The sequence below is a fragment of the Spirosoma flavus genome, from assembly GCF_054778555.1.
Window position 1 is genome coordinate 102,525 of record NZ_BAAGZL010000003.1, and the last position, 23,112, is coordinate 125,636.

The 23,112-nt window shown below is 45.8% G+C and carries 21 protein-coding genes; 6 read left to right on the forward strand and 15 right to left on the reverse strand.

Annotation, left to right across the window (positions count from 1 at the left end):
- Window positions 1–61: 61 nt before the first annotated feature.
- Complete coding sequence (uvrC, locus tag ACYVF1_RS17040; protein WP_461080954.1) at window positions 62–1,870, forward strand: excinuclease ABC subunit UvrC; 1,809 nt, start codon at window positions 62–64, stop codon at window positions 1,868–1,870.
- A gap of 72 nt (window positions 1,871–1,942) precedes the next feature.
- Here uvrC and porN read toward each other — a convergent pair whose 3' ends face one another.
- The 9 genes from porN to ACYVF1_RS17085 all read right to left on the reverse strand — a co-directional run bounded on the left by porN (window position 1,943) and on the right by ACYVF1_RS17085 (window position 11,625).
- The gene (gene porN / locus ACYVF1_RS17045) at window positions 1,943–3,001 is read right to left on the reverse strand and encodes a type IX secretion system ring subunit PorN/GldN (protein WP_461080955.1); all 1,059 of its coding nucleotides are present in this window, start codon (window positions 2,999–3,001) and stop codon (window positions 1,943–1,945) included.
- Between the two features lie 57 nt (window positions 3,002–3,058).
- Window positions 3,059–4,645: a type IX secretion system motor protein PorM/GldM gene (gene porM, locus ACYVF1_RS17050; RefSeq protein ID WP_461080956.1), complete on the reverse strand. Its 1,587-nt coding sequence runs from the start codon at window positions 4,643–4,645 to the stop codon at window positions 3,059–3,061.
- A 117-nt stretch (window positions 4,646–4,762) separates the two neighbouring features.
- Window positions 4,763–5,575 carry a type IX secretion system motor protein PorL/GldL gene (porL, locus tag ACYVF1_RS17055; RefSeq protein ID WP_461080958.1) on the reverse strand — a complete coding sequence of 271 codons (813 nt, stop codon included), beginning with the start codon at window positions 5,573–5,575 and terminating at the stop codon, window positions 4,763–4,765.
- Between the two features lie 104 nt (window positions 5,576–5,679).
- Window positions 5,680–6,813: a T9SS ring complex lipoprotein PorK/GldK gene (gene porK / locus ACYVF1_RS17060; protein WP_461080960.1), complete on the reverse strand. Its 1,134-nt coding sequence runs from the start codon at window positions 6,811–6,813 to the stop codon at window positions 5,680–5,682.
- A gap of 267 nt (window positions 6,814–7,080) precedes the next feature.
- Window positions 7,081–8,034, reverse strand: a complete 954-nt coding sequence (locus ACYVF1_RS17065; RefSeq protein ID WP_461080962.1) for a PorP/SprF family type IX secretion system membrane protein — start codon at window positions 8,032–8,034, stop codon at window positions 7,081–7,083.
- A 184-nt stretch (window positions 8,035–8,218) separates the two neighbouring features.
- Window positions 8,219–9,001, reverse strand: a complete 783-nt coding sequence (locus tag ACYVF1_RS17070; protein ID WP_461080964.1) for a uroporphyrinogen-III synthase — start codon at window positions 8,999–9,001, stop codon at window positions 8,219–8,221.
- A 119-nt stretch (window positions 9,002–9,120) separates the two neighbouring features.
- On the reverse strand, window positions 9,121–10,386 hold the full coding sequence (locus ACYVF1_RS17075; protein WP_461080966.1) for a DUF4271 domain-containing protein: 1,266 nt from the start codon (window positions 10,384–10,386) through the stop codon (window positions 9,121–9,123).
- Window positions 10,387–10,398: 12 nt separating this feature from the next.
- Entirely contained in the window at window positions 10,399–11,274 is an 876-nt protein-coding gene (gene sucD / locus ACYVF1_RS17080) for a succinate--CoA ligase subunit alpha (RefSeq protein WP_461080968.1), read from the reverse strand.
- Between the two features lie 171 nt (window positions 11,275–11,445).
- Entirely contained in the window at window positions 11,446–11,625 is a 180-nt protein-coding gene (locus tag ACYVF1_RS17085) for a hypothetical protein (RefSeq protein ID WP_461080970.1), read from the reverse strand.
- A 6-nt stretch (window positions 11,626–11,631) separates the two neighbouring features.
- Here ACYVF1_RS17085 and ACYVF1_RS17090 point away from each other — a divergent pair, with 6 nt between their 5' ends.
- On the forward strand, window positions 11,632–12,027 hold the full coding sequence (locus ACYVF1_RS17090; RefSeq protein WP_461080971.1) for a hypothetical protein: 396 nt from the start codon (window positions 11,632–11,634) through the stop codon (window positions 12,025–12,027).
- Between the two features lie 107 nt (window positions 12,028–12,134).
- Entirely contained in the window at window positions 12,135–13,214 is a 1,080-nt protein-coding gene (locus tag ACYVF1_RS17095) for a DNA topoisomerase IB (RefSeq protein ID WP_461080973.1), read from the forward strand.
- A 13-nt stretch (window positions 13,215–13,227) separates the two neighbouring features.
- Here ACYVF1_RS17095 and ACYVF1_RS17100 read toward each other — a convergent pair whose 3' ends face one another.
- From ACYVF1_RS17100 to ACYVF1_RS17110, 3 genes are all read right to left on the reverse strand, one after another.
- Window positions 13,228–13,917: a DUF421 domain-containing protein gene (locus ACYVF1_RS17100; RefSeq protein WP_461080975.1), complete on the reverse strand. Its 690-nt coding sequence runs from the start codon at window positions 13,915–13,917 to the stop codon at window positions 13,228–13,230.
- A gap of 104 nt (window positions 13,918–14,021) precedes the next feature.
- Window positions 14,022–14,228 carry a DUF2188 domain-containing protein gene (locus tag ACYVF1_RS17105; RefSeq protein WP_461080977.1) on the reverse strand — a complete coding sequence of 69 codons (207 nt, stop codon included), beginning with the start codon at window positions 14,226–14,228 and terminating at the stop codon, window positions 14,022–14,024.
- 54 nt (window positions 14,229–14,282) lie between these two features.
- Window positions 14,283–15,671, reverse strand: a complete 1,389-nt coding sequence (locus ACYVF1_RS17110; RefSeq protein WP_461080979.1) for a TolC family protein — start codon at window positions 15,669–15,671, stop codon at window positions 14,283–14,285.
- A gap of 107 nt (window positions 15,672–15,778) precedes the next feature.
- Between ACYVF1_RS17110 and ACYVF1_RS17115 the strand changes: the two genes are divergently transcribed.
- Window positions 15,779–17,410 (forward strand): amidohydrolase, encoded by a 1,632-nt coding sequence (locus ACYVF1_RS17115; protein WP_461080981.1) that lies wholly within the window; start codon window positions 15,779–15,781, stop codon window positions 17,408–17,410.
- Here ACYVF1_RS17115 and ACYVF1_RS17120 read toward each other — a convergent pair.
- Window positions 17,407–17,871 carry a 3-oxoacyl-ACP synthase gene (locus ACYVF1_RS17120; protein ID WP_461080983.1) on the reverse strand — a complete coding sequence of 155 codons (465 nt, stop codon included), beginning with the start codon at window positions 17,869–17,871 and terminating at the stop codon, window positions 17,407–17,409. The two genes, ACYVF1_RS17115 and ACYVF1_RS17120, sit on opposite strands and share 4 nt — an antisense overlap.
- A gap of 1 nt (window position 17,872) precedes the next feature.
- The gene (locus ACYVF1_RS17125) at window positions 17,873–19,585 is read right to left on the reverse strand and encodes a GMC oxidoreductase (RefSeq protein ID WP_461080985.1); all 1,713 of its coding nucleotides are present in this window, start codon (window positions 19,583–19,585) and stop codon (window positions 17,873–17,875) included.
- Window positions 19,586–19,750: 165 nt separating this feature from the next.
- Between ACYVF1_RS17125 and ACYVF1_RS17130 the strand changes: the two genes are divergently transcribed.
- Both ACYVF1_RS17130 and ACYVF1_RS17135 read left to right on the forward strand, forming a co-directional pair.
- Window positions 19,751–21,136 carry a cytochrome P450 gene (locus tag ACYVF1_RS17130; RefSeq protein WP_461080987.1) on the forward strand — a complete coding sequence of 462 codons (1,386 nt, stop codon included), beginning with the start codon at window positions 19,751–19,753 and terminating at the stop codon, window positions 21,134–21,136.
- Between the two features lie 211 nt (window positions 21,137–21,347).
- Window positions 21,348–21,719, forward strand: a complete 372-nt coding sequence (locus ACYVF1_RS17135; protein WP_461080989.1) for an HPF/RaiA family ribosome-associated protein — start codon at window positions 21,348–21,350, stop codon at window positions 21,717–21,719.
- An 83-nt stretch (window positions 21,720–21,802) separates the two neighbouring features.
- Here ACYVF1_RS17135 and metK read toward each other — a convergent pair whose 3' ends face one another.
- Window positions 21,803–23,080, reverse strand: a complete 1,278-nt coding sequence (gene metK, locus ACYVF1_RS17140; protein ID WP_461080991.1) for a methionine adenosyltransferase — start codon at window positions 23,078–23,080, stop codon at window positions 21,803–21,805.
- Window positions 23,081–23,112: the final 32 nt, after the last annotated feature.

Consider the following 23,112-nt stretch of genomic DNA (forward strand, 5'->3'; position numbering starts at 1 on the left):
ACAACTTTTACCAGTAATCTCTTGTTATTACTAAGCCCTTCCCTCTTGAAATTGGGCTTTTATGGCTGAATTCGACTACAAACAGGAATTATCCAAAGTACCGCACGAACCAGGTGTTTATCGATATTTCGACCATACGGGCGAAGTGATTTACGTTGGCAAAGCAAAAGACCTTAGAAATCGCGTAAGTAGTTATTTTACGAATACAAAGAATCACGATCGAAAAACGCTACGTCTGGTCAGTCAGATCCGTAAGATTGAATTCACCATTGTTAACACAGAATTTGATGCGCTTCTATTAGAGAATCAGTTGATCAAGCGCTATCAACCCAAGTATAACATTTTACTACGTGACGACAAGACGTACCCATTTGTCTGCGTCACGAATGAACACTTCCCCCGCGTTTTGACGACTCGGCAAATCGATCGTAAGCTTGGTACGTTCTATGGGCCGTTTGCCAACTTAAAACCAATGTATACCGTACTGGATATGTTCAGTCAGTTGTATACCATACGTACCTGTAATTATAATCTGGCTCCTGAAAACATTGCTGCTGGAAAATATAAAGTATGCTTGGAATACCACATTGGTAACTGCAAAGGCCCATGTGAAGGCAAACAGTCGGAACCTGATTACGATAAAGATATTGAGCAAATTCACCACATTCTGAAGGGTAATCTAAAACCGGCTCAAGAATATTTTAAAAATCGGATGATTGAAGCCGCTGGTGAGCTGGCTTTTGAACAGGCACAGGGTTACAAAGAGAAATTAGATGTTTTGCAGCGCTTTCAAAGCAAATCAACCGTTGTTAATCCAAAAATTGCTGATGCGGATGTTTTCTCAATTGCTTCTGATGAAACAGCAGCCTATGTGAATTTCATGCGGGTTGTGAATGGCACTATTGTACAGACGCATACGCTTGAGATTAAGAAAAAGCTCGACGAGGCAGACCCCGATTTGCTTGCGATGATCATCGTTGAGATTCGTGAACAGTATGGAAGTCAGGCGAAAGAGATTATTACGAATATTCCCCTAGAAGTTGATCTAAAAGCTGAAATTACAATTCCGCAGATTGGTGATAAGAAGAAGTTGCTAGATATGTCGCTAAAAAATGTCCTGTATTTCCGGCGCGAACGGCAGGAACGGGCAGCAGCTGAAGCAACGGCAAATGCCAGCAGAAAAGATCGCGTACTTATACGACTCAAGCAAGATTTGCAATTAAAAAACCTCCCGGTTCGGATTGAGTGTTTCGATAACTCGAATATTCAAGGTACGAATCCTGTATCGGCTATGGTTTGTTTTATTGGAGGTAAACCAGCCAATCGTGAGTATCGCCATTTTTCGATTAAAACCGTGGTTGGACCTAACGACTTCGCAAGTATGTATGAAGTTGTCACGCGTCGTTATTCACGCGTACTTACCGAGGGAACTGATATGCCCGATTTAATTGTGATAGATGGTGGTAAAGGACAGCTCAGTGCGGCTTGTGACGCGTTAAAAGCGATGGATTTATATGGCAAAGTACCTATAATTGGTATAGCCAAGCGATTGGAGGAAATATACTTTCCAGAGGATAACCTGCCACTTTATATTGATAAAAAGTCGGAGTCGCTCAAACTCATTCAACGAATTCGCGATGAGGCTCACCGATTCGCTATTACGTATCACCGCGATAAACGCAGCAGAAATAGCTTAATCAGTGAATTGGAGAATGTGGAGGGAATTGGTAAAAAGACAGCAGCTAAACTCCTGAAACATTTTAAAGGTGTCAAAAAAATTCGCGAAGCTACATTTGAGGAAATTTCAGAGGTAGTAGGTCAGGACCGCGCTACCAAGCTGAAATCTTACTTTGCCATGATTGAGCAATAAAAAATCGACTCATTGCTAAGTCGATTCGATAAACATAATCACAAAAAAAGCGGCTCTAAAGCCGCTTTTTTTTTAGTATTCCCAAAGACCGTGCTCGGTTTCCATTAATTCGTATTCAGTCTGATATGATTTCAGCAATCCTTCGCGGTCACCATACATACCCACTAAATCAGAATCGTTAGGGTTAGCCACTTTTGTGATTCGACCATAGAATAAACGTAGATCGAAAGCATCCGCCAGGTTTTTGTGCTGAGCCTGATTTTGTGGGTTATACCAGATAAATTTCTTTGGATCACTACGGAAGAGTTTATCCAAGTCTTTGTATTTGAACGACGCAATTGGCTTTTCAAAACCAGCTGAGTTTTTGTCAGCTGGCAACAGAAGCGTTACTGTTTGAATGTCATAATATAGACGAGAACGCTTCCGATCGAATATCCAGTCTTCTTTAATTTCTAAGATGTTCAACTCTTTAGCAAAATACTCGTCACCAGAAAAGGCAGGAGCAGCCTGTGCAACTGCAACTGTATCCTTTTTAGGTTCTACAACGGGAGCAACTGCCGCTTTACCTTTCTTATTTTTTGAGTTTTTAGCGGTTTTTTTCTTAGGGGCTCCCCAACCGTCGTCAGCTGGTTCAGCCGCTGCGGTAGCTGGTTTCTTGGGAGCTCCCCAGCCATCGTCAGCAGGTTTCTTTTTATCATCTTTCTTACCACCCCATCCGTCATCAGCAGCACCGTTTTTATTATCTTCAGTGAAACCCGCAGCAATTTCTTCTTTTGAGAGACCAGGTCCTGAATTTGGCACTACCAGATTCTCGTGAAATTTCTCAGGAGTAAGTTTCGTTGTGCATGAATCAGATGTATACGCTTCAATCAGGCCAGCTTTCACCGCTTCCATGAGATATTTTGAAATCTCATTGTTCTTCGAAAACATCGACTGATTTTGCTTCTCTTTGAGGTCGACCCGACGCCAAAGAGTTTTCTTCATCATAATATCGTTCTCATTGATGCCGCGAACCGAATTCGGATTAGTACCGTTTGTAGCTTTTTCCTGAGCCAGTACGTCACCCCCTGCCAGTGCCAGGATGGCAACAGCCAAACCACCAGCGTATCCCACCATTCTCTTTTGTTTCATGGCTGCTATTTGTTGTCAATTCTTAGTTGTTAACGGAGAATAAACCGCTTTAGTACGTTAATAGAGCGAAACTTGTTGAAGTGGGTTACCCATTGGTACATCACTAATTTCACCACGGAAATTTCGGCGCTGCACACCTTCAATCTGGATAACCAACCGGTCACCAGGCTGAGCTTCAGCGGCTAAGTTAGCAATAGAACCACCACCAGCTGGTACGGTCACGAACGTAACACGCTTCACACCACGTACCAGAGAAACAGTAGCACCTGTGGTACGGAAATTAGCATCGTCTGGTGAATAAGCTGCAAAACTAGGATCTGCAACGGCCTGAATCTTCACGCTACGTGCTGATGACACGGGTACACCACGCGGATCATTTGCGGGAGTTCCACCTACTGATATTTGCAACGTTGGGCGAGGTACCTTATTAACTTTGAAATGTTCAGTACCCAACAAACTACCCGAATTACTGATATTTAATGCTACATTAGCTGCACTCGGTACCACGGTGATTTTACCCTTTTCACCAGATGAAACAACGGAAGCACCATCAGCTGAAAAATTTGGGTTCCACAAAGCACCTAACTGTGGGCTTTGGATACTCAGCTTGTTAGCACAGCCCAGGTACAAAGGTGGCATGGTTCCCGTTTCGACCTGGTAAGATGGTTTTGCCACAAAATACTCAGCTGATAACGGGACAGTTTTTAGACCGGCTGGCGTCTGATAGGCAATAGATCCTGTTAGAACCCGACGAGATAAACCACTTTTATCATATGTGCCACCCTGAGCCGTAAATTCAACTATACCCTGGCCATCTTGCATACGTACCGAACCACCGTTCAGGCTCATACGCGGCTGAATACCCGATGAAGAAGCGGCTAAGAACATCTGTCCTTTAAACTTCGTACCCGCTACAACAACTTTCGAATCCATGCTGAGCATGGCAATGATTTTATCAAATTTCACGTCTTGTGCACCAACTTTGCTGGCCAGTACGTCGAGAACTTCGCCCTCAATCCGACGAATGTCCGCTTGCTTTTGGCTTAACACCGCTAAGGCAGCTGGCACAGGAGTTTGTGCGAAATTCAATTCCGAAAAATCTTTCCGACGCTGATCTGGAGACCGGTTGGCGATTGGATCGTCTTTACCATCTAGTGCTAATGGAGCATATTTGGTACCAGAATACTTTGATACGTTATCGACATATCCATTCAATTGGTCTTTCAGTTTAAAAGCAGCCCCATTACGAGCAGTGCCAATCATTAACTGAGCTACTTTTTCTTCTTCGCTCAAATTCTTGATATTGCCAGACTCATCGCGACCGCCACCTGCATCAACAACTTGTTCTTTCAACTTGTCGATTTCGGCCACCATATCGGATGTTATTTTCCGCACTTCATCAGCTTGTTTAACAATCGCTAAGTCAGTGGCACGATTGCCAGACTTCTCTACAGTAGCACGGATATTATCAAACGTTGCCTGGTTAACTTTGCTAACTGCCCCAGTTGATTGCTCTAAGCTATTGTTAATCAGCACAAACTTTTCCAGAATAGCTGATGTAACTTGCAGAGCCAACATTGCAGTTAATACCAGATACATCATCCCGATCATCTTCTGACGGGGTGATTCTTTTGAACCTGCCATAAATTATGGTAGTATGAATAAAAGGAGTTATAAAGTTGTAATGTTAAAGAGTTATAAGTGTGCAACTAAAGCCCCTAAGTAGGAGGAACTGTGTGACTTTTAACTCTCGAACTAATTTTAGTTTCCACGCATGGCAGTAAGCATGCTGCCATAAACGTTGTTAAGCGAAGCCAGATTACCAGTCAGTTTGGCCAGTTCGTTTTTGAACTGTTGCGTATCGCGGCTAGCGTCGCTCATGTTCTCCATCGCAGCTGTCAGGCTACCATAGAAGGCGTTCATAGCTTTAAGATGTTTATTCGTGTCTTGCAGCTCTAACTCATAAACAGCGTTCAAAGCGCCCATATTTTTGGTCACTTTCTGCGTCTGATCGCGGAGTTCTTTTGTATCAGCTGTAGCATCAGCCATTGAACTAACCGCTGTAATAGCCGTATTGTATGACTTGTTCATTTCGTTTAATGAACTTGAAGCAGCTTTTACATTACGAGCGTAATCATTGGTAGCCACTGTAGCGTCGGTAAGATCACCAAGTCTTGATACAGTATCGTTCAAATTACGGAAACCAGAACCGAGTTTTTCAAAAACATCAGGTGTTACTTTAGCCTGAGCCAGCATCTGATCCATGTTAGCAGTTAACCCATTAGCTTGAGGAGCAGGCTTACGGCCTTCACCTTTAAAATCATCGGCTAATTCTGGATAAACCCGTTCCCATGCATAATCTGTAGAATTAGAGGTTGGGTTTGTAAAGCTTTGTACGGCATACAAAGCGAAAATAACGACCTCGGTCAACAGACCTACCGTCAACATAAATCCAAATTGTTCGTTGTGCGTAATTTTTGCCCATGCGCCGAAGATAACGACGGCGGCACCAGCACTATAAATGGTTGGAACTAAGCGATCCCAAAAGAAACTTTCTGACTGTTTTGCTGCCATGACAAGCGATTGTTGGTTGGAATAGGGAACTGTTATATGAATAAATACTTAAAAAAATAGGCACAGACCCTTCCTAAAAGAAACGATTTATCTGTGCCTATTTATTATACTTTCTTTGCTGATTTTTTGCTGCTTTTACTCTTGCTGCTACCACCAACCTTACCACCACGTGCTGAAGCAGTACGTCCATCAAGGTTATCCATTACGCAACGAAAACCGATGTATGAACGCTTTTGATCTTCATATTCATAATAACGTGTACCAGTTTCGAGGTAGTAAGCAATGTCTTTCCAAGAACCACCGCGTACCACTTTACGAGGTTCGTCGGCATTCTGATTATCAGGGTTCATATCCCACACAATAGCATTTGAGTTATCGGCGTAGGCATCACGGCACCACTCGGCTGCGTTACCAGCCATGTTATACAGACCATAATCATTCGGGCTATAAGCCGTTGCTGGAGCTGTATATGGATAACCGTCTGCATCGAAATTACCACGTTGTGGCTTGAAGTTAGCCAGATAGCAGCCTTTGCCGTTTGCTACGTATGGATTACCCCAAGGGTATTTAGCTCCATTTTTGCCACCGCGAGCTGCCCATTCCCACTCAGCTTCCGAAGGCAACCGGAAACGGGGTGAATTGAATTGGCCTTCTTTCGTGCGGTAATCGTTATAAAGATTCGTACGCCACTGACTGAAGTGCTGTGCACCTTTCCAGCTAACACCTACAACCGGATACGTATCGAAAGCAGGATGCGAGAAATAATATTCAAGCATTGGATCGCCATTGTGGTACGTAAAATCGTTTTTCCAAACGGTCGTGTCGGGGTAGTATTTCGACATGATTTCTTCTTCACCCAGCGTCGAAACAGAGTCGGCCAGCAGGGCATTGACGTATTGACGATATTCATGGTTCGAAATTTCGGCATCGTCCATATAGAACGAGCTGATCGTTACCTGCCGGTTCATGTTGATCTGGGTAGCCGCTACGTCTTCATCAGCCTGCCCCATGATAAACGAACCCGACGGAATCAGCACCATACCGTATGGCGTTGTTTGCGAGTATCCTTTACGTTTGGTGGCTGTAATTTCTCCATTCGTAACGCCTACATCGCCATTTTTGCCTCCACTACCGCCAAACTTTGACTTTAGAAAGCCGCAACCTTGCATTAGCAGCACCACTGCAGCGACCATCACTACCCGGGTTGCGTTGACTATTAACCAGTTATACTTCATCATTGTGAGAACTTTTACCTACTTCTTGTGCGAGATCAGACTAAAAACGAAAATCTGTTTGGTTATTGTATGTATTTACCTGTACCAATTTATTTTCTGTCCGATATTCTTTTTACATCTTTTTTTTAACCCAATCGGACCCGATAACCAGCCTCAGAAATAGGCTATCTGACAAAATTAACAGTCGCGCGTTAAACTCTCTAACAACAATATTGCCAAAATATCTAACGGTAGATAATGCTTCGCAGAACTATGCAATATTTTGTTCCATTAGTACCGGAAACGTGGGGTACGTATAATCGGTTTCTTACGTGTATCTATAGTCGGCAATGCGTAAGATACTAACAGCTCATGTGAAGTGGGACTCTTTACTCTACCTGTCACAATATCCAGGCAATACCCAACGCGTAATGCGTTATTTCTCATGAGGTTTATCCCTACGTTGGCCATAATAGCATCCTGATAGCGATACCCAACGCCTGCCCAGATTCGATTATCATACGTACCAGTCAAATTAAACGTTACGTTGCCCTGACTAGGTGTAGTATATTGAACCAATATAGATGGCTGCACATCTATGTTATATCCTAGCCCAAGGCGATACCCCGCTGTCAGATACATGTTCCGATTCAACGGATTGGTTGATCGATCAGTGCCAACGTTGTATGTAGCTTCATTAATATGATTCATACTTACGCCAACCCAGTAATCAGTTGTATTGTAATAGATTCCAGCTCCAAAATCGGGGCGAGCCTGACTGATCGTACCAGTTGGAATAAGCGGGTCACCTACCTCCCCGGGGCGTAGCTCGCCATAATTATACCCTTTGCTAAACAAACCAGCCTGCACACCAATAGCTAACGTACCGTTTTTAAGGGTCATTCGATAAGCATAGGAAAGCTGTACCGCCTGGTTTCTAACTGCACCAAGCTTATCGTTGAGGCCATAGATACCTATTCCCGATTTGATGTTATCCAGCGGCATATTATAGGATATAAGCTGGGTGCTTTGTGCCCCGTTGTCATTGCTCCCAATAGCCTGATAACCCAGATATTGCGTTCGGTGGGTAAGCTGAATTCGTGACACCCCCTCAGATCCGGCAGCAGCTGGATTGTAGTAGAGCGGATTGTACATGTATAAACTAAATTGTGGGTCCTGCTGGGCCATCGCTGCTGGAACAGCTATGATAAGCAGGAAAGCGTAAACGTAGAGTGTGCGAATCATACTATTAAAACAGGATTCGTAGTCGCTGGTTATCAATTAGACAACCCTTGTTACTTTAGGGTCACAGTTTACAAGTTAACGCTGATAAGGCCAAATTATTGGTGTACAAATAAAGACTGAATGCCAGCTATGAGCGTTCGCACTCACTTCTGGCATTCAGCCTATACGTATTATTCACTACGTATCAGTTATTCGCTTTTTTGATATAAAGCTCCAAGGCGCCCGTCATCGAAGGAGCATTTGGTAAAGGTGCCTCAATATCAAGGGTCAAACCGGCATCCGTAATGGCCTTTGCGGTTGTTGGACCGAACGCGGCCAGACGTGTACCGTTTTGATTAAACTCCGGAAAATTGCTCAGTAATGAACTTACTCCCGATGGGCTAAAAAAAGCAATAATGTCGTAACTCTGAACATCCAGATCCGACAAATCAGTCGGTACGGTTTCATACATAACCGCTTCCGTGAAGTGTAGGCTGCTCGTATCCATAAACTCTGGAATATCATTCCGGCGGATGTTCGAGCAGGGAAAAAGAAACTTTTCGGTCTTATGCTTTTTGATCAAGTCAAAAAGTTCAGTGGCCGTTTTGGTGCCGCTAAAGATTTTCCGTTTCCGAATAACAATGTATTTCTGAAGGTAATTAGCCGTCTGTTCAGAGATACAGAAATATTTCATGTCGGCGGGCACTTCGACACGGCCTTCCTGACAAATCCGGAAGAAGTGGTCAATGGCATTACGACTGGTGAAAATAATAGCTGTATGACCCAGAATGTTTATTTTCTGGCGACGAAAGTCTTTAAACGATACGCCTTCAATCTGAATGAAGGGCCGAAAATCGATCTGAAGTTTGTATTTACTGGCTAAATCAAAATACGGAGATTTTTCGTCGGCGGGTCTGGATTGGGTCACTAACAACCGACTCACACTACTGAGCCGATTTTCGGAAGGATGGATGCTGGTCTCGTTCATTGAATCTCTACTCGGGTCATTCGTTAGTTTGTGGTTTTTTGCGTTGCCCTTGCGGCTAAAACTTACAATGAAGTCAGTTTGTTACCGCGAGTGGTCTGCCGCAAACCATCAACTTCTCATCACAGTGCAAAACGTAAACCGATGATGAGTGGGATCAATTCGACAATACAAAGGTACGAAAATAAATAGAGATTCTTGATAGCCTCCTGGCTACGTATGACCACGTAGAGCAATGCCAGACGCGCAGTGTAGAAAATGGTGAGGATTGGAATCAATACACTCGGCGACCACTCAACGCTCGGCAAGTTGTAAGCGATGATCGACAGTAGAATCGTGAAATAGGCAAAAAACAGTAATGACGACTGAATTACTTTAAAGAAGTGTACATTAACAATCCCTTGTAATTTGTACAATCCGCCAATAATCTCCAGGCTTACGTACTTGCCCATCAAGCTTAAGAAAGCAGCGGCACTTAACAGGAAAAATTCGCTGGCAACCCATCCGAGATGTTGTTCGCCTAGCAATAATCTTCGCGACGCAAATACATCGAGGTTATGGCTTTGCACGAAGATGATCAGATAAGCAATTGTAAAACTCAGATTGAGCACAAATAACGTATTAGTGCCACTGAGTGGACGATTGATCAGAAAAGATTCTTCCTGGGCACGTAGCGACACCAGATCGCGCAGGCTATAAAACCGCAGAAAGGCCCGGTGATAGAACGAAAACAGAAAGGCATGCGTAGCCAGCAGAAATAATAAACCCAGGCCCAAAAAATTGGTGTAATATTTCTGTGGTCGGGGACGAACGCTCAGGTTATCGTCTCGTAGAACAACCTGTTTTTGCGTAGCTGATTTTGGGTAACCTATGAATAACTGCTTCCCTTCGATACCCGGCGCTCCATAAATAGTCAGGAAAATTTCCGGCTGACGGTACACCCGAAACAAGCTATCGATACGTAGCACCTGCCATTGATTAGCACGAAGTTTTCGTTTGAGAGCCGCATTGATAAACAGGTATCCATCTTCTTTAGTCGAAATTAGCAAGCTATAATGCCGATTGCTTTCAAGATCAACATAGGCACTCAAAGCAATCTGATTGGCGTGCTGCTCAACGATATAAGGTATATAGGCTTTAGCCCCCTCATCGTAGACCTGAAAATCGTCCCGAAAATCATGGACCGGATAGTATTTACCCTCCGGACCAATACCTGAGTTCCGGTTTTGCGCCGTAGCAGCGGAAAGAATAAAGAGTGAAAGTGCGAAAGAACGAAAGAGTGCCGCAACGAATGTTGAAAGAGCGAAAGAGCGCCATAGGGAAATGGTAATGCAACCCTCCACTAGCACACTTTCGCTCTTTCGCTCTTTCAACATCCGTTGCGGCACTCTTTTGTTCTTTTATTTACCTAACGCTTTCAGCATCGTGTCACCAATAAGGGCTGGCGATTCTACTACATGGATACCGCACTCACGCATGATAGCCATTTTAGCGGCTGCCGTATCATCGGCACCTCCTACAATAGCACCAGCGTGGCCCATCCGACGACCTTTGGGAGCAGTTTGACCAGCAATAAAACCAACTACTGGCTTCCGGTTTCCGTCGGCTTTGATCCAGCGGGCTGCTTCAGCCTCCATACCACCACCAATTTCGCCAATCATAACGATGGCTTCGGTATCGGGGTCATTCATCAATAACTCAACGGCCTGTTTGGTTGTCGTACCAATAATTGGATCTCCTCCAATACCGATAGCCGTCGATTGACCGAGTCCGGCTTTGGTTAACTGATCAACCGCTTCATAGGTCAGTGTACCTGATTTCGAAACGATACCAATTGTACCCTGCTTGAAAATAAAGCCTGGCATGATACCTACTTTACATTCACCGGCCGTCATAACGCCGGGGCAGTTAGGACCAATCAGGCGGACATCTTTATCGGCAATGTAGTTTTTCACATTGACCATATCTTCCGTCGGTATGCCTTCAGTGATGCAAATAATGACCTTTATACCGGCTTCTGCAGCTTCCATAATGGCATCGGCGGCAAATGCGGGCGGCACAAATATGATCGTTACGTTAGCTCCGGCCTGGTCTACAGCTTGCTGAACGGTGTTAAACACGGGCCGATCCAGATGCGTTTGACCGCCCTTGCCAGGAGTTACCCCCCCAACTACGTTGGTACCATATTCAATCATCTGCTGGGCATGAAAACTGCCTTCCGAGCCGGTAAAGCCCTGGACGATAACTTTGGAGTCTTTGTTTACTAAAACACTCATGACGGTTTTTGAAATCGTTGGCGATACGGTTTTTTGATAAAAAAAGATTAGACGGTAAACAAAATTAGCCTTTCTGAGAAGCTATTGCCTTTTCGTTTATCGAACCGATTTACGTCGTGTAAAAAGTTGGGCAAAAGTAGCCGAAACTTCGTAAATTACGTGATGATTTTTTCACACATCCTTTCCGGCTCCATTTTGGCTGGTGCGGGCTTTGGCGTGTTTTGGCACTTTTTCGGCCGTATTTCCCTGTTCAACCGGTTGTTGTGGGGATTTTTTTTGCTGACAACTTCCCTGGCCGCCATAATTGGTGTACTTCTTTTTGCGGGGAATGAGTCGCTCGAGCCGCTTCATCACTCCATGATTGTTCTCTCCGATACGTTAGGTGTGGTTTGTGCAGTAACGGCAGTCTACGCGTTACTCAATCAACGAACGTTATCCTTGCTGACGTTTATTGCAACCGTTCTATTCGGATTATTTCTATTTATTAGTCTGTTGCTTCCTGATGCACGCGTTTTCACGCCAATTGTGCCATCAATGGGAATTCTGGTGCTAATGCTATTGGCCGTATTTTCGCTCTTGCAACGTAATAAACGGGGTTTATGGGTCGTCATGGCCGCTATGGCGATGGGCCTCGCTACCAAAGCCGACGCTTTCAGCAGCGTGATTCACCCAACCGACTTTTATCATTATGCCACTACGTTGGCGCTGTGGTTTTTTGGGAAAGCGGCCCAATGGCGGTCAGGAACTCGGTAATTTGCCGATACGTAACAATGCCTTCCCTAGAAATTTTTCGTAATGCCCAACCAATCCCCTATTCAAGTGGTTATCCTCCTGCATTAATTTTTTGTGACTCAACGACTGTGAATTTACTGGAATTAGCCCACGACCCAGTTGAGACGGCCCGAGCCGCCCGACTTGTTTATAGCAACGACACTATGCCGGGAATTCGTCGGCAACGTAACGGTGATACGTTTTCATACCTCGATCCCAAAGGAAACAAAGTCCACGATGACGAAATACTGGCTCGAATTCGTAGCCTTGCCCTCCCGCCGGCCTGGCAAAACGTTTGGATAAGCCCTAAATCCAATAGCCATTTACAGGCAACGGGTATCGACGATCGCAGCCGAAAGCAATATCGATACCACCCAAAATGGAACGCCATTCGGAGCGAAACAAAATTTTTCCGCATGGCCGCTTTCGGAAAAGCGCTGCCACTACTTCGGGAACGAATCCACAAAGATTTGAACCAGAAGTCTTTATCACGCGAGAAGGTTATTGCCATTGCACTAAGCGTGATGGAGCAGACGCTGATTCGGATTGGCAATGCGGCCTACGAAAAAGATTACGGCTCTTATGGTTTAACAACGTTGAAAAACCGCCATGTACACCTGAACGGCACAGAGCTTCGCTTTAGTTTTAAAGGCAAAAAAGGAATTTACCACGACATCGCCCTCCACGATCGCCGACTATCAAAGCTGGTCAAGGCCTGCCGAGACATCCCCGGTAAAGAATTATTTCAATATATTGACGCAGACGGAACCCGTCACCCAATCGATTCGGGCATGGTCAATGATTATTTGCGGGAAACAATGGGCGACGATTTTTCGGCCAAAGATTTTCGCACTTGGGCGGGCACGGTCAACGCGCTACGTCTCTTGGTCGAGCTGGAACCCTGCAATAGCGAAAAAGAGCTGAAGAAAAACGTGAATACGGTGCTCGATCAGGTAGCCAGCCAGTTAGGAAACACACGTACCGTTTGCCGGAAACACTACGTTCACCCACAGATTCTGGAATCTTACGAGTGTCAGGATTTAAATCCGTACATTCAACGTAGCAGTCGATTTCGTAAAACCAGCCCGCATGGCCTCGACGGTGTGGAGAAATTATTGCTGACGTTTCTGAAAGATCACGTTAAGGACGTAGTAAAAAAGCCGCGTTAAGGCAACGTAGTATTTACAGCGTTGCTTTTACCCAATGATCGTGTTCGCAGTTCTTACAAATAGGCTGATTTTCAACACCGAACGTTTGTAAATTACCGCAAATACAGCATCCGTAAACGCCAGGTTCGCTTATTTCAGTAACGGCTTTTTTCAGATCATTTGGTAAAATCGGCAGTCCTATTCGTTTGCCCTGTCCATCAAACGGAAATATACTGACCTCGCCCGTAGGTTCGCGAATGGCATATTCAACTTCACCCAGTTGTCTGATGCCTTCCAGACGTAGCGCAGTGAACAGTTCATCCTGCGTTAAATCTTCATCCTTAAAATTTTTGATCAGAATACAGCCATTTTCAATCACGTACACGGGCTTACCCTCCAACGTTTCCCGCACACGAAGATTCTTATCGGACAAAGTTGTAATTAGTTTATAGCAAACCATCATGACCGTAAATACCACGATTATAGACGCCAGTGGTACGTCATGATAAAACATAGGATCGCCCGCGGCTGACCCCAAACCAATTACTAAAACAAGCTCAAATACAGACAGTTGCTTAATCTGCCGCTTCCCGGAAATTTTAAGGGCGATCAACAGAATCAGAAACATACAGAGGGTCCGGAAAGCGACTTCGCCCAGATATAACCAGGGGAAATCGTCAAGCAATATCCGCTCCCAGTCGAAGGGCTTGACCGGTTCTTTCATGAGTCTAATTCAGAGTAGATTATACGTAGCACACTTTACGGCTGCGAAATTTCTGGCAGCAAAAGGAGATGATTTGTTTGAATGTAGAGAGTGACAAAGTCTGTTTATTTCAGCTCCGGCGCACTGTCTTTTCGAATCTTCATACCCCGATTTTCTGCCCATTCTTCAGCTTTGGACGTAGCAATGGCAATGGCACGGTCTTCGGGAGCGCCTTCTGTGAGCAGCGCATTTGCGATTTCAATGGCTTTATTCCGAACAGGAGCCATGAAATTCTTTAACGAGACAGGGTAATCCTTTTTTGACCAGGGCATAGCGGTTGAGTTATTGATACGTATCATCAATAACCCAGACTACTAGCAAGTGTTTTACAAACCCAATTCCTGTGAGATGGTACTGCTAAGCCGAAGTAGTTCTATTTCAGCGGCTTTTGCATTGTATTCTGCTTCAATCAGACGTGTTTGTCCATCGATGGCAGTACGTTGTACGTTTCGAAATTCTACGAACGTAGAGTTACCAATCCGGTAGCGGTCATACGCAATATCGACGTTCTGGTTGGCGAGTTGGTTATTCTGAACCTCCAGATTAAGCAATTTCAGGCTATTCTGGTAGTTATGATACGTTTGCGCGACGGCCGACTGTAATTGTAGTTTCTGATCACTAACCTGATCCTGTGCGATGATTGTGTTTACCCGTGCGTTCTGAATCTGACGTTTTAGATTATATCCGTTAAAAATCGGGATAGACGCCACTACGTTGTAGGTTATGGCACTCGTACGCCCGGTAGCAACCCCAAATCCGCCTTGGTTATCAATGAATTGATAGTTATAACCTGTCTGAGCCGTAACGAGCGGCAATTGCTGCGCTTTTGCAAGCTCAATGTTCAGGCTAGCCACGCTTTGATTGAGTATGGCAGAGGCTAGTTGTGGGTTGTTAGTTGACAGCGATTGCTGCAAAGGCCCTAACTGCAAATCAGTCCGGGCAACGATTGTGTCGCGAACGGCAAATTCGGTTTGTGGATCACGTACCAGCAGTGTATTCAGAAATATTTTGGCGTTACGTAATGCCTGCTCCTGCGAAAGCAAGGCTGCACTGTCGGTATTGTAATCGACCTGCGCACTTAAAAAATCCACTTTCGAGCGAGTACCTACTTCATAGTTAGCCCGCGCAAGTTCAAGACGTTCCCGCGAAATATCAAGCGCCTGTGTAAAGGCAATCAGCCGCTGTAACTGCCGTACTACGTCATAATAACTGCTGGCGACATTAGCAATGGTAGCTTCTACATTAGCGCGCGTATTTACCGTGCTTATCTGAAGCAATTGTTTTAATTGCGTGTATAAAGTCCGGCGAGCATACCCGTTGAAAACGGTGTAGTTTAAGTTGACACCTACGTTTGATGTCCGGTTGAAAATGCCTTTTACTTCCTGGGGAGGGCGGATGTTATCAATAAAAGTTTGCCGAAAACTTTGCAAACCTCCGTTGGAGTTCGCATTTCCAGTCACTACAGGTAAGTAGCCTGCGTTTCCTTTTGTATAATTGTTTCTGGCTATTTCTTCCTGCGAGCGATTTATATGTATCTGATAATTTTTATCAACCGCTTGTTGTACAGCCTGTTGGAGTGTCAATACCTCGCCAGGCTGTGGAATCGTTGCAACCGTAAAACTTCGTTGCTGAGCACGTTGAATAGCGTTGGGGGTTTGTTGAGCAAAGACCGAAAGAGGGAGGCAAGCTAAAAAAAGCCAGTGGCTGAGTTTCATTGAATTAATGTTAGCAAAAACAATTACAACAAAAATAAGGGAATCTGCGATTGGCCCGTCAGTTTTTCCGCCTTTCATTTATCTTGCAGCCTTTCTTCCCAGACTCCATGAAACGTATTTTCCTGCTGCTTTCTACTCTTACGCTACTGTTATCCGGTTGTTCATTCAAAAAAAAGGCGGATTTACTCGTCACGAACGCCCACATTTACACGGCCGATTCGAGTTTTTCAATGGCCGATGCTTTCGTAGTTAAAGATGGAAAATTTCTGGCGGTTGGCTCAGCTAAAGAACTTACTGATGAATACGAAGCGGCTACCCAAACCGATCTTAATGGCTTGCCTGTTTACCCCGGTTTTTATGATCCGCATTCCCACTTTTTAGGTCTCGGCCAGGTGCTTGATCAAGCCGATCTGGTCGGTGCTGAATCGTATGATGAAGTCATCGAACGACTAAAAACGTTTTATCAGGCTCACCCCAATGTTTCCTGGCTCATGGGCCGTGGTTGGGACCAGAATGACTGGCCGGAGAAAGCCTTTCCAACAAAAGAAAAATTGGATGCGGCTTTTCCTAACGTACCAGTGGCGCTGACACGTATTGATGGACATGCGCTATTTGTCAACTCAAAAGCTCTCCGGTTGGCTAACGTAACGGCTGGCTCGAAAATACCCGGTGGCGAGGTTCTTCTTCAAAACGATCAGCCAACGGGTGTTTTGGTCGACAATGCCATGCAGTTTATCAAACGGGTATTCCCCCGCCCCGATGCATCTGACAAAGCCCGCATGCTCCTCAATGCGCAGAAAGCCTGTGTTGCATTAGGATTGACAACCGTATCAGATGCCGGTATAAATCCAGATGAAATTAACCTGATTGACAGCCTGCAACGTACCGGAAAGCTCAAAATTCGTGATTACGCCATGGTTAGTCTGGGCGAACCTAATATAAATTATTTCCTCCAGCGCGGCCCATTCCAGACCGACCGACTCACGGTACGTTCGTTCAAGCTATATGCCGATGGAGCGCTAGGTTCGCGGGGAGCGTGCCTGCGCCAGCCTTACAGCGACCGCCCCGAAACGGGTGGGTTTCTCCTGTTAAGTCCATCCGAGCTGGAACGTATCACTACGTTGCTCATTAAGTCTAAATTTCAGGCTAATACGCACTGCATCGGCGATTCAGCCAATCACCTGATGCTCGATTTATACGGCAAATTGCTGAAGGAAAAGAATGACCGACGTTGGCGTATCGAGCACGCGCAGGTGGTATCACCCGAAGATGTCAGGAAATTTGGCCAGTATTCAATTATTCCGTCGGTTCAGCCTACACACGCTACGTCGGATATGTACTGGGCCGGCGACCGGCTGGGGCCAGAGCGGGTGAAAGGAGCTTACGCGTTTAACGATTTGATGAAGCAAAATAGCCTGATTGCGTTTGGCAGCGATTTTCCTGTCGAAGCGGTTAACCCGCTTTTTGGCTTTCATGCGGCCGTAGCTCGTCAGGATGCGAAAAATTATCCAGCCGGGGGCTACCAGATGGAAAACTCCGTCGACCGTAAATCAGCCTTACTAGCCATGACTCGCTGGGCCGCTTATGCCTGTTTCGAAGACCATCTCCGCGGCTGCATCGCCCCTGGCAAACAAGCCGATTTTGTCGTGCTCGACCGCGACATCATGACTGCGCCCAACGAAAAGCTACGTCAGACCAAAGTAAAACAGACCTGGATTGGTGGTGAACGCGTGTATTAGTCTACACCCAAGACCTGATACGTCAGCTTATTAAACGTAACACTATCGCCCAATTTTCGGCCCAATAACGACGTAGCAATCGGCGACGCGGGTGAAACTGCGAAGTAGTCTTTTCCCGCCAGCGTCAGTTTCCCGGCGCTGATACTAATAAAAAACTGCCCTCGATTGGTTATTACTAGACTTCCAGGCTGCACCGTCTCGTAATGTTTCTCAACAACGAGTCGATTTACATCCTGCTGTATCTTTAATGCTTCAGCCAGCAGTTGAGCATGACGGTCTCGTTCGAGTTGCGCCATCGCCCGGCCTGTCTCATATTTATCACCGGCACTACTTTTCGATTCAGAATTGGCCGCTTCCTGAGCCGCTTCCATAGCCAGACGGGCGGTGTCAATACGCTGCTGGACATAAGCTTCGCATAAGCCCAATAGAGCAATTTTCGTTTCTTGATACGTATCGGCCACGCTACAGATTTTTCTTTTTTAATTCGTTTACAGCAAACGTAGCAGCACGCGCCGTTAACGCCATAAACGTAATGGATGGATTCTGAGAACCGGTCGAGGTCATAGCCGCACCGTCCGTAACGAATACGTTTTTTACCGCATGAAGCTGATTATGTCCATTCAACAGCGACGTTTTCGGGTCACGGCCCATGCGCACACCACCCATTTCGTGAATGTCGAGTCCGGGATTACGATTATCGAGATAAGGAGTAATGCGAACACAGCCTGATTGTTCGAGCATATCGGCTCCCTGTTCCAGAAAATCTTTGGAAATTTTCTGGTCATTATCCGTGTAGTCAATAGACGTAACGAGTTGTGGAATTCCCCAAGGATCTTTCTGGTCAGAACTGATCCGAACGTGGTTTTCGTAGCGCGGAACCGTTTCGGCCTGAACCATCATATACACATTCCAGGCGCCCGGCCGAGTTAGTTTTTCCTTAAATTCAGCGCCGAAACCGGCTTGAGCGTTGCCCCTACCCCAGTGTGTTCGGGAAGCGCTAAACGCGACCATATACCCCCGCTGAAAATCCATTTCCTGTTTTCGGACATTCCGAAAATTAGGCATGAACGCCGTAGTTGGTCGCCGACCGTAGTAATAGCCATCGTCAAAACCTTCATAGTCAGCCGTAATACTTCCCCGATAATTGTGAAACGCTACGTAGCGACCCAGCAAACCATTATCGTTACCTAAGCCCTTTGGGAAACGTCGGGATGTTGAGTTGAGTAGTATCAGATTGGAATTTAGACAAGCCGCATTTACGAAAATAATTCGGGCAAAATACTCCGTCATCGTTTTCGTATGCGCATCAACCACCCGGACACCGGTGGCTTTCCCTTTCGTTTCGTCGTAAATAATGGAATGAACGACCGAATCAGGACGTAGCGTCAGTTTACCCGTTTTGGCCGCCCAGGGCAACGTAGCCGAATTTGAGCTGAAATATCCACCATAAGGACATCCCCGATAACACAAATGCCGGGCCTGACATTGTCCCCGGCCCTGATCGAAGTGAATCTGTTTAGGCTCTGTTAGATGAGCACAGCGACCAACGATAACGTAGCGATCTTTATAGCGTTCGGCAACGCGCTTCTGAATGTGCTTCTCAACGCAATTTAACTCCCAGGGCTTCAGAAATTCGCCATCCGGCAGCGTTTCCAAGCCATCTTTATTGCCACTAATTCCTACAAATTTTTCGACGTGACTATACCAGGGTGCTAAATCTTCGTAACGTATCGGCCAGTCGACAGCAGCCCCGTCACGAGCGTTTGCTTCAAAATCGAATTTGCTCCAACGCTGCGTCTGCCGCGCCCAAATTAACGACTTCCCTCCTACCTGATAGCCACGAATCCAGTCGAACGGTTTTTCCTGAACGTAAGGATGTTCGGCATCTTTCACAAAAAATTGCTGCGTACTTTCATCGAGGGCGTAGCATTTGGTCGCAATCGGGTTTTCTTTATCAAACGCTTCAGGCATTCGGTTCCGGTGCGGAAAATCCCAGGGGTTCAGTTGTGCTGTCGGATAATCCGTAATATGCCGAACATCGCGTCCGCGTTCCAAGACGAGCGTACGCAAACCCTTTTCACACAATTCTTTAGCCGCCCAACCTCCGCTGATACCCGATCCAATCACGATGGCGTCGTAGGTACGAGCGGCTTTTGCATCGCCGTTGATATTCATACGTAGCAGTATTTTGAATGCTATATTACGAATTCACATCGCCAGGGTCAAATACTTTCATTCTACTAACCCATATAACCAGTCTAGACGTAGTAATCAATCACTACGTATCACAAGCTTCCTGAATCGTTATTCGTATCTTTATAGTTGCTCTAGCTAAACGCTGTGAAAGCTTTTTATATGGAAACTGTTGCTACGTCTCCTCTTCCAGTTCCCCGACGCGCAGGTTTGCCCATTTTGGGTAATACGCTTGCATTTTTGTACAATCCACTAAAAACGCTACGTTCACTTCGGCAGGAATATGAACGTATCGTACACCTCCAGATTGGCGGACGTAATCAATACTTGGTATTCAATCCCGAAGATGCCAAGCATATTTTGCAGGAAAATCATCGAAACTACGGTCGTTCGCCCGCGTTTGAAGTGCTTCGAATTTTTCTGGGCAATGGTCTGCTTACAAGTGATGGCGATTTCTGGCGTCGGCAACGGCGACTGGCTCAACCTGCTTTTCACCGGCAAAAACTGGCAGCACTAACCGAGACCATGATTTCGGAGACCGCTGACTGGATCGACGAACTTCAGCAACTTCCGCGTCACAAGCCCATTAACGTATCGCAGGCATTTATGGACGTAACGATGCGTATCGTCTGCAAAACATTGTTTGGCTCCGATACAGCCGGAAAACTAACGGGTTTATCGCAGGCACTCGATACGTTGAATTATATGGCTAACCGTCGATTATTGTCGCCGATCCGGTTTCCGATGCATTGGAAGACTCCGGCTAACAATCGGTTCCGGCAGGCAGGCCAATTAGTCGATACGTTCATTTACGACGTAATAAACCAGCGACGAAAAAACCCGCTAGCCGAAAATGAGCAACGTAGCGACCTGCTGGGCATGCTGCTCAGCGCTGAAGACGAAGAAACGGGCGAGCGCATGTCGGATCAGCAATTGCGCGATGAGTGTGTTACGTTGTTTTCAGCAGGCCACGAAACCACAGCCGTGTCGATGGCCTGGACAATTTACTTACTAACACAGCATCCCGACGTACTGCTACGTCTGCAAACAGAAGTTAAATCAGTATTAGGTGATACTCGCACGCCCTCACCGGATGTTTTCCGGGCTTTGCCATATACACTGCAGGTCATTCAGGAATCATTACGTCTGTATCCCCCCGCCTGGATTATGAGTCGTCTGGCTCATCAAAATGACCATATCGGGCCTTACACTATTCCGGCTGGAGCAACGGCGCTGGTCAGTCCGTACATTCTTCATCGCAACCCTGCGTCTTGGTCTGAACCTGAGCAATTTAATCCAGACCGGTTCGCGCCGGGTGGAGAAAAAGATCAGGCTCATGCGTATGCGTACGTACCATTTGGTGGGGGGCCGCGCCTGTGTATTGGCAATCAGTTTGCGCTTATGGAAATGCAGATTCTACTCGCTATGCTTGTCCGGAAATTCGGCGTTATCCAGGTAAACAATCAGGTCATTGACACGAAGCCATTAATTACGTTACGTCCAAACAGACCCATTTACATAAATTTAACGTGACATCGTAATTATATTTTTTGAAGATTTTTTATTCGGTACCGTTCCACGAACGCGACAAAATACACCTGTATCAAATCTTTGACTTATGCATAGCCTAAAATCTGTGAAACAGATTTGTATCTTTTTTAGAAGGGGTTGACATTGTGGTTCAATTGCTCAAACTTAGATAGTCCATTGATGTTCTTAGTTTATTCACCTTAAAGGCGACACAATGAGACTACAAATTCATGCTGTGCGATTCACAGCCGACCAGAGCCTGTTAGATTTCATCCAGGCTAAACTTGACAAGTTGGATACCTTTCACGACCGGATTGTTAGCGGAGAGGTATTTTTAAGGCTCGAAGGAGCTGATTCCAACAAGGTTAAGGAAAAAATAGTCGAAGTTCGATTGTTGATTCCAGGTAAAGAGCTGTTCGTGAAAGAACACGACAAAAGTTTCGAAAGCGCCACCGACCGCGTATTGGATGTTTTGAAAGACAAACTCGTTCGGTGTAAGCAAAAACGAAACGACATTTCCAGCCCGGCCATAACCCAGGCCAAATTCATGCAAGAAGAAGAGGTTATCGAAACCGACGAGTTATAACCAATTTACTAATCCAAGAAAGCTAAAAGCCACCCATTTGGAGTGGCTTTTAGCTTTAATATAGGTATTAATTAATCCTCGAATTATAGCGAGAACACCTCTTTAACTTTATCAACAAAATCAAGTTTTTCCCAGGTAAACAGCTCAACTTCAACTTCTTTCGCCTGGCCATTTGAGCCGAATTTCTTCTTTACAATTTCGTTCTTACGTCCCATGTGGCCATAAGCGGCTGTTTCCGAATAAATCGGGTTACGCAGTTTGAGCCGTTGTTCAATAGCATAGGGGCGCATATCGAAAATCTGCCCAACTTTCTCAGCGATTTCGCCATCGTGCAAATCTACTTTCGACGTACCGTAAGTATTTACGTACAGCCCGCAAGGTTTAGCCACGCCAATGGCGTAAGAAACCTGCACCAGCACCTGATCACAAAGACCGGCAGCTACCAGATTTTTGGCGATGTGCCGCGTAGCATAAGCCGCCGAACGGTCCACTTTCGAGGGATCTTTACCGGAGAAAGCGCCACCACCGTGAGCACCTTTGCCGCCGTACGTATCAACGATGATCTTACGACCTGTCAGACCCGTATCGCCGTGTGGACCACCGATCACGAATTTGCCGGTTGGGTTGATGTAATACGTAATATCGTCGGTAAACAGCTTGTGCAATTCGGCTTTTTGAGCCGCTTTCACACGGGGAATCACAATGCCAATGATATCTTCCTTAATTTTCGCTAGCATCGTTTCATCGTCAGCGAAATCGTCGTGCTGCGTCGAAACTACGATGGTATCGATACGTATCGGCTGGTCGTCGTCAGAATATTCAATCGTCACCTGCGACTTCGCATCCGGACGCAGATAGGGCATCAACTGGTTTTCGTTGTTGCGAATGTGCGACATTTCGCGCAGAATGGCGTGGGCCAGATCAAGCGGCAACGGCATGTAGTTATCCGTTTCGTTAGTTGCGTAACCAAACATCATGCCTTGGTCACCTGCTCCTTGTGCGTTGGCTTTCGTTTCGAAATCCTGGCTCGCTACTTCCCGATCCACCCCCTGATTAATGTCAGCCGACTGATCGTGCAGGGCCGAGAAAATTCCGCACGAATTGGCCTCGAACATGTACTCGCTTTTGGTGTAACCGATTTTACGGATAACCTCACGCGTAATTTTCTGAACGTCCAGATACGTTTCGGTTTTAATTTCGCCAGCCAGCACAACCTGACCGGTCGTTACCAGCGTTTCGCAGGCAACTTTACTCGATGGGTCATACGCCAGAAAGTTATCAATCAGGGCGTCAGAGATTTGGTCGGCTACTTTATCAGGATGTCCCTCAGAGACTGATTCAGAAGTGAAAAGATACGGCATTACGTTATCTATATGACTTGGTTTGCAACTAC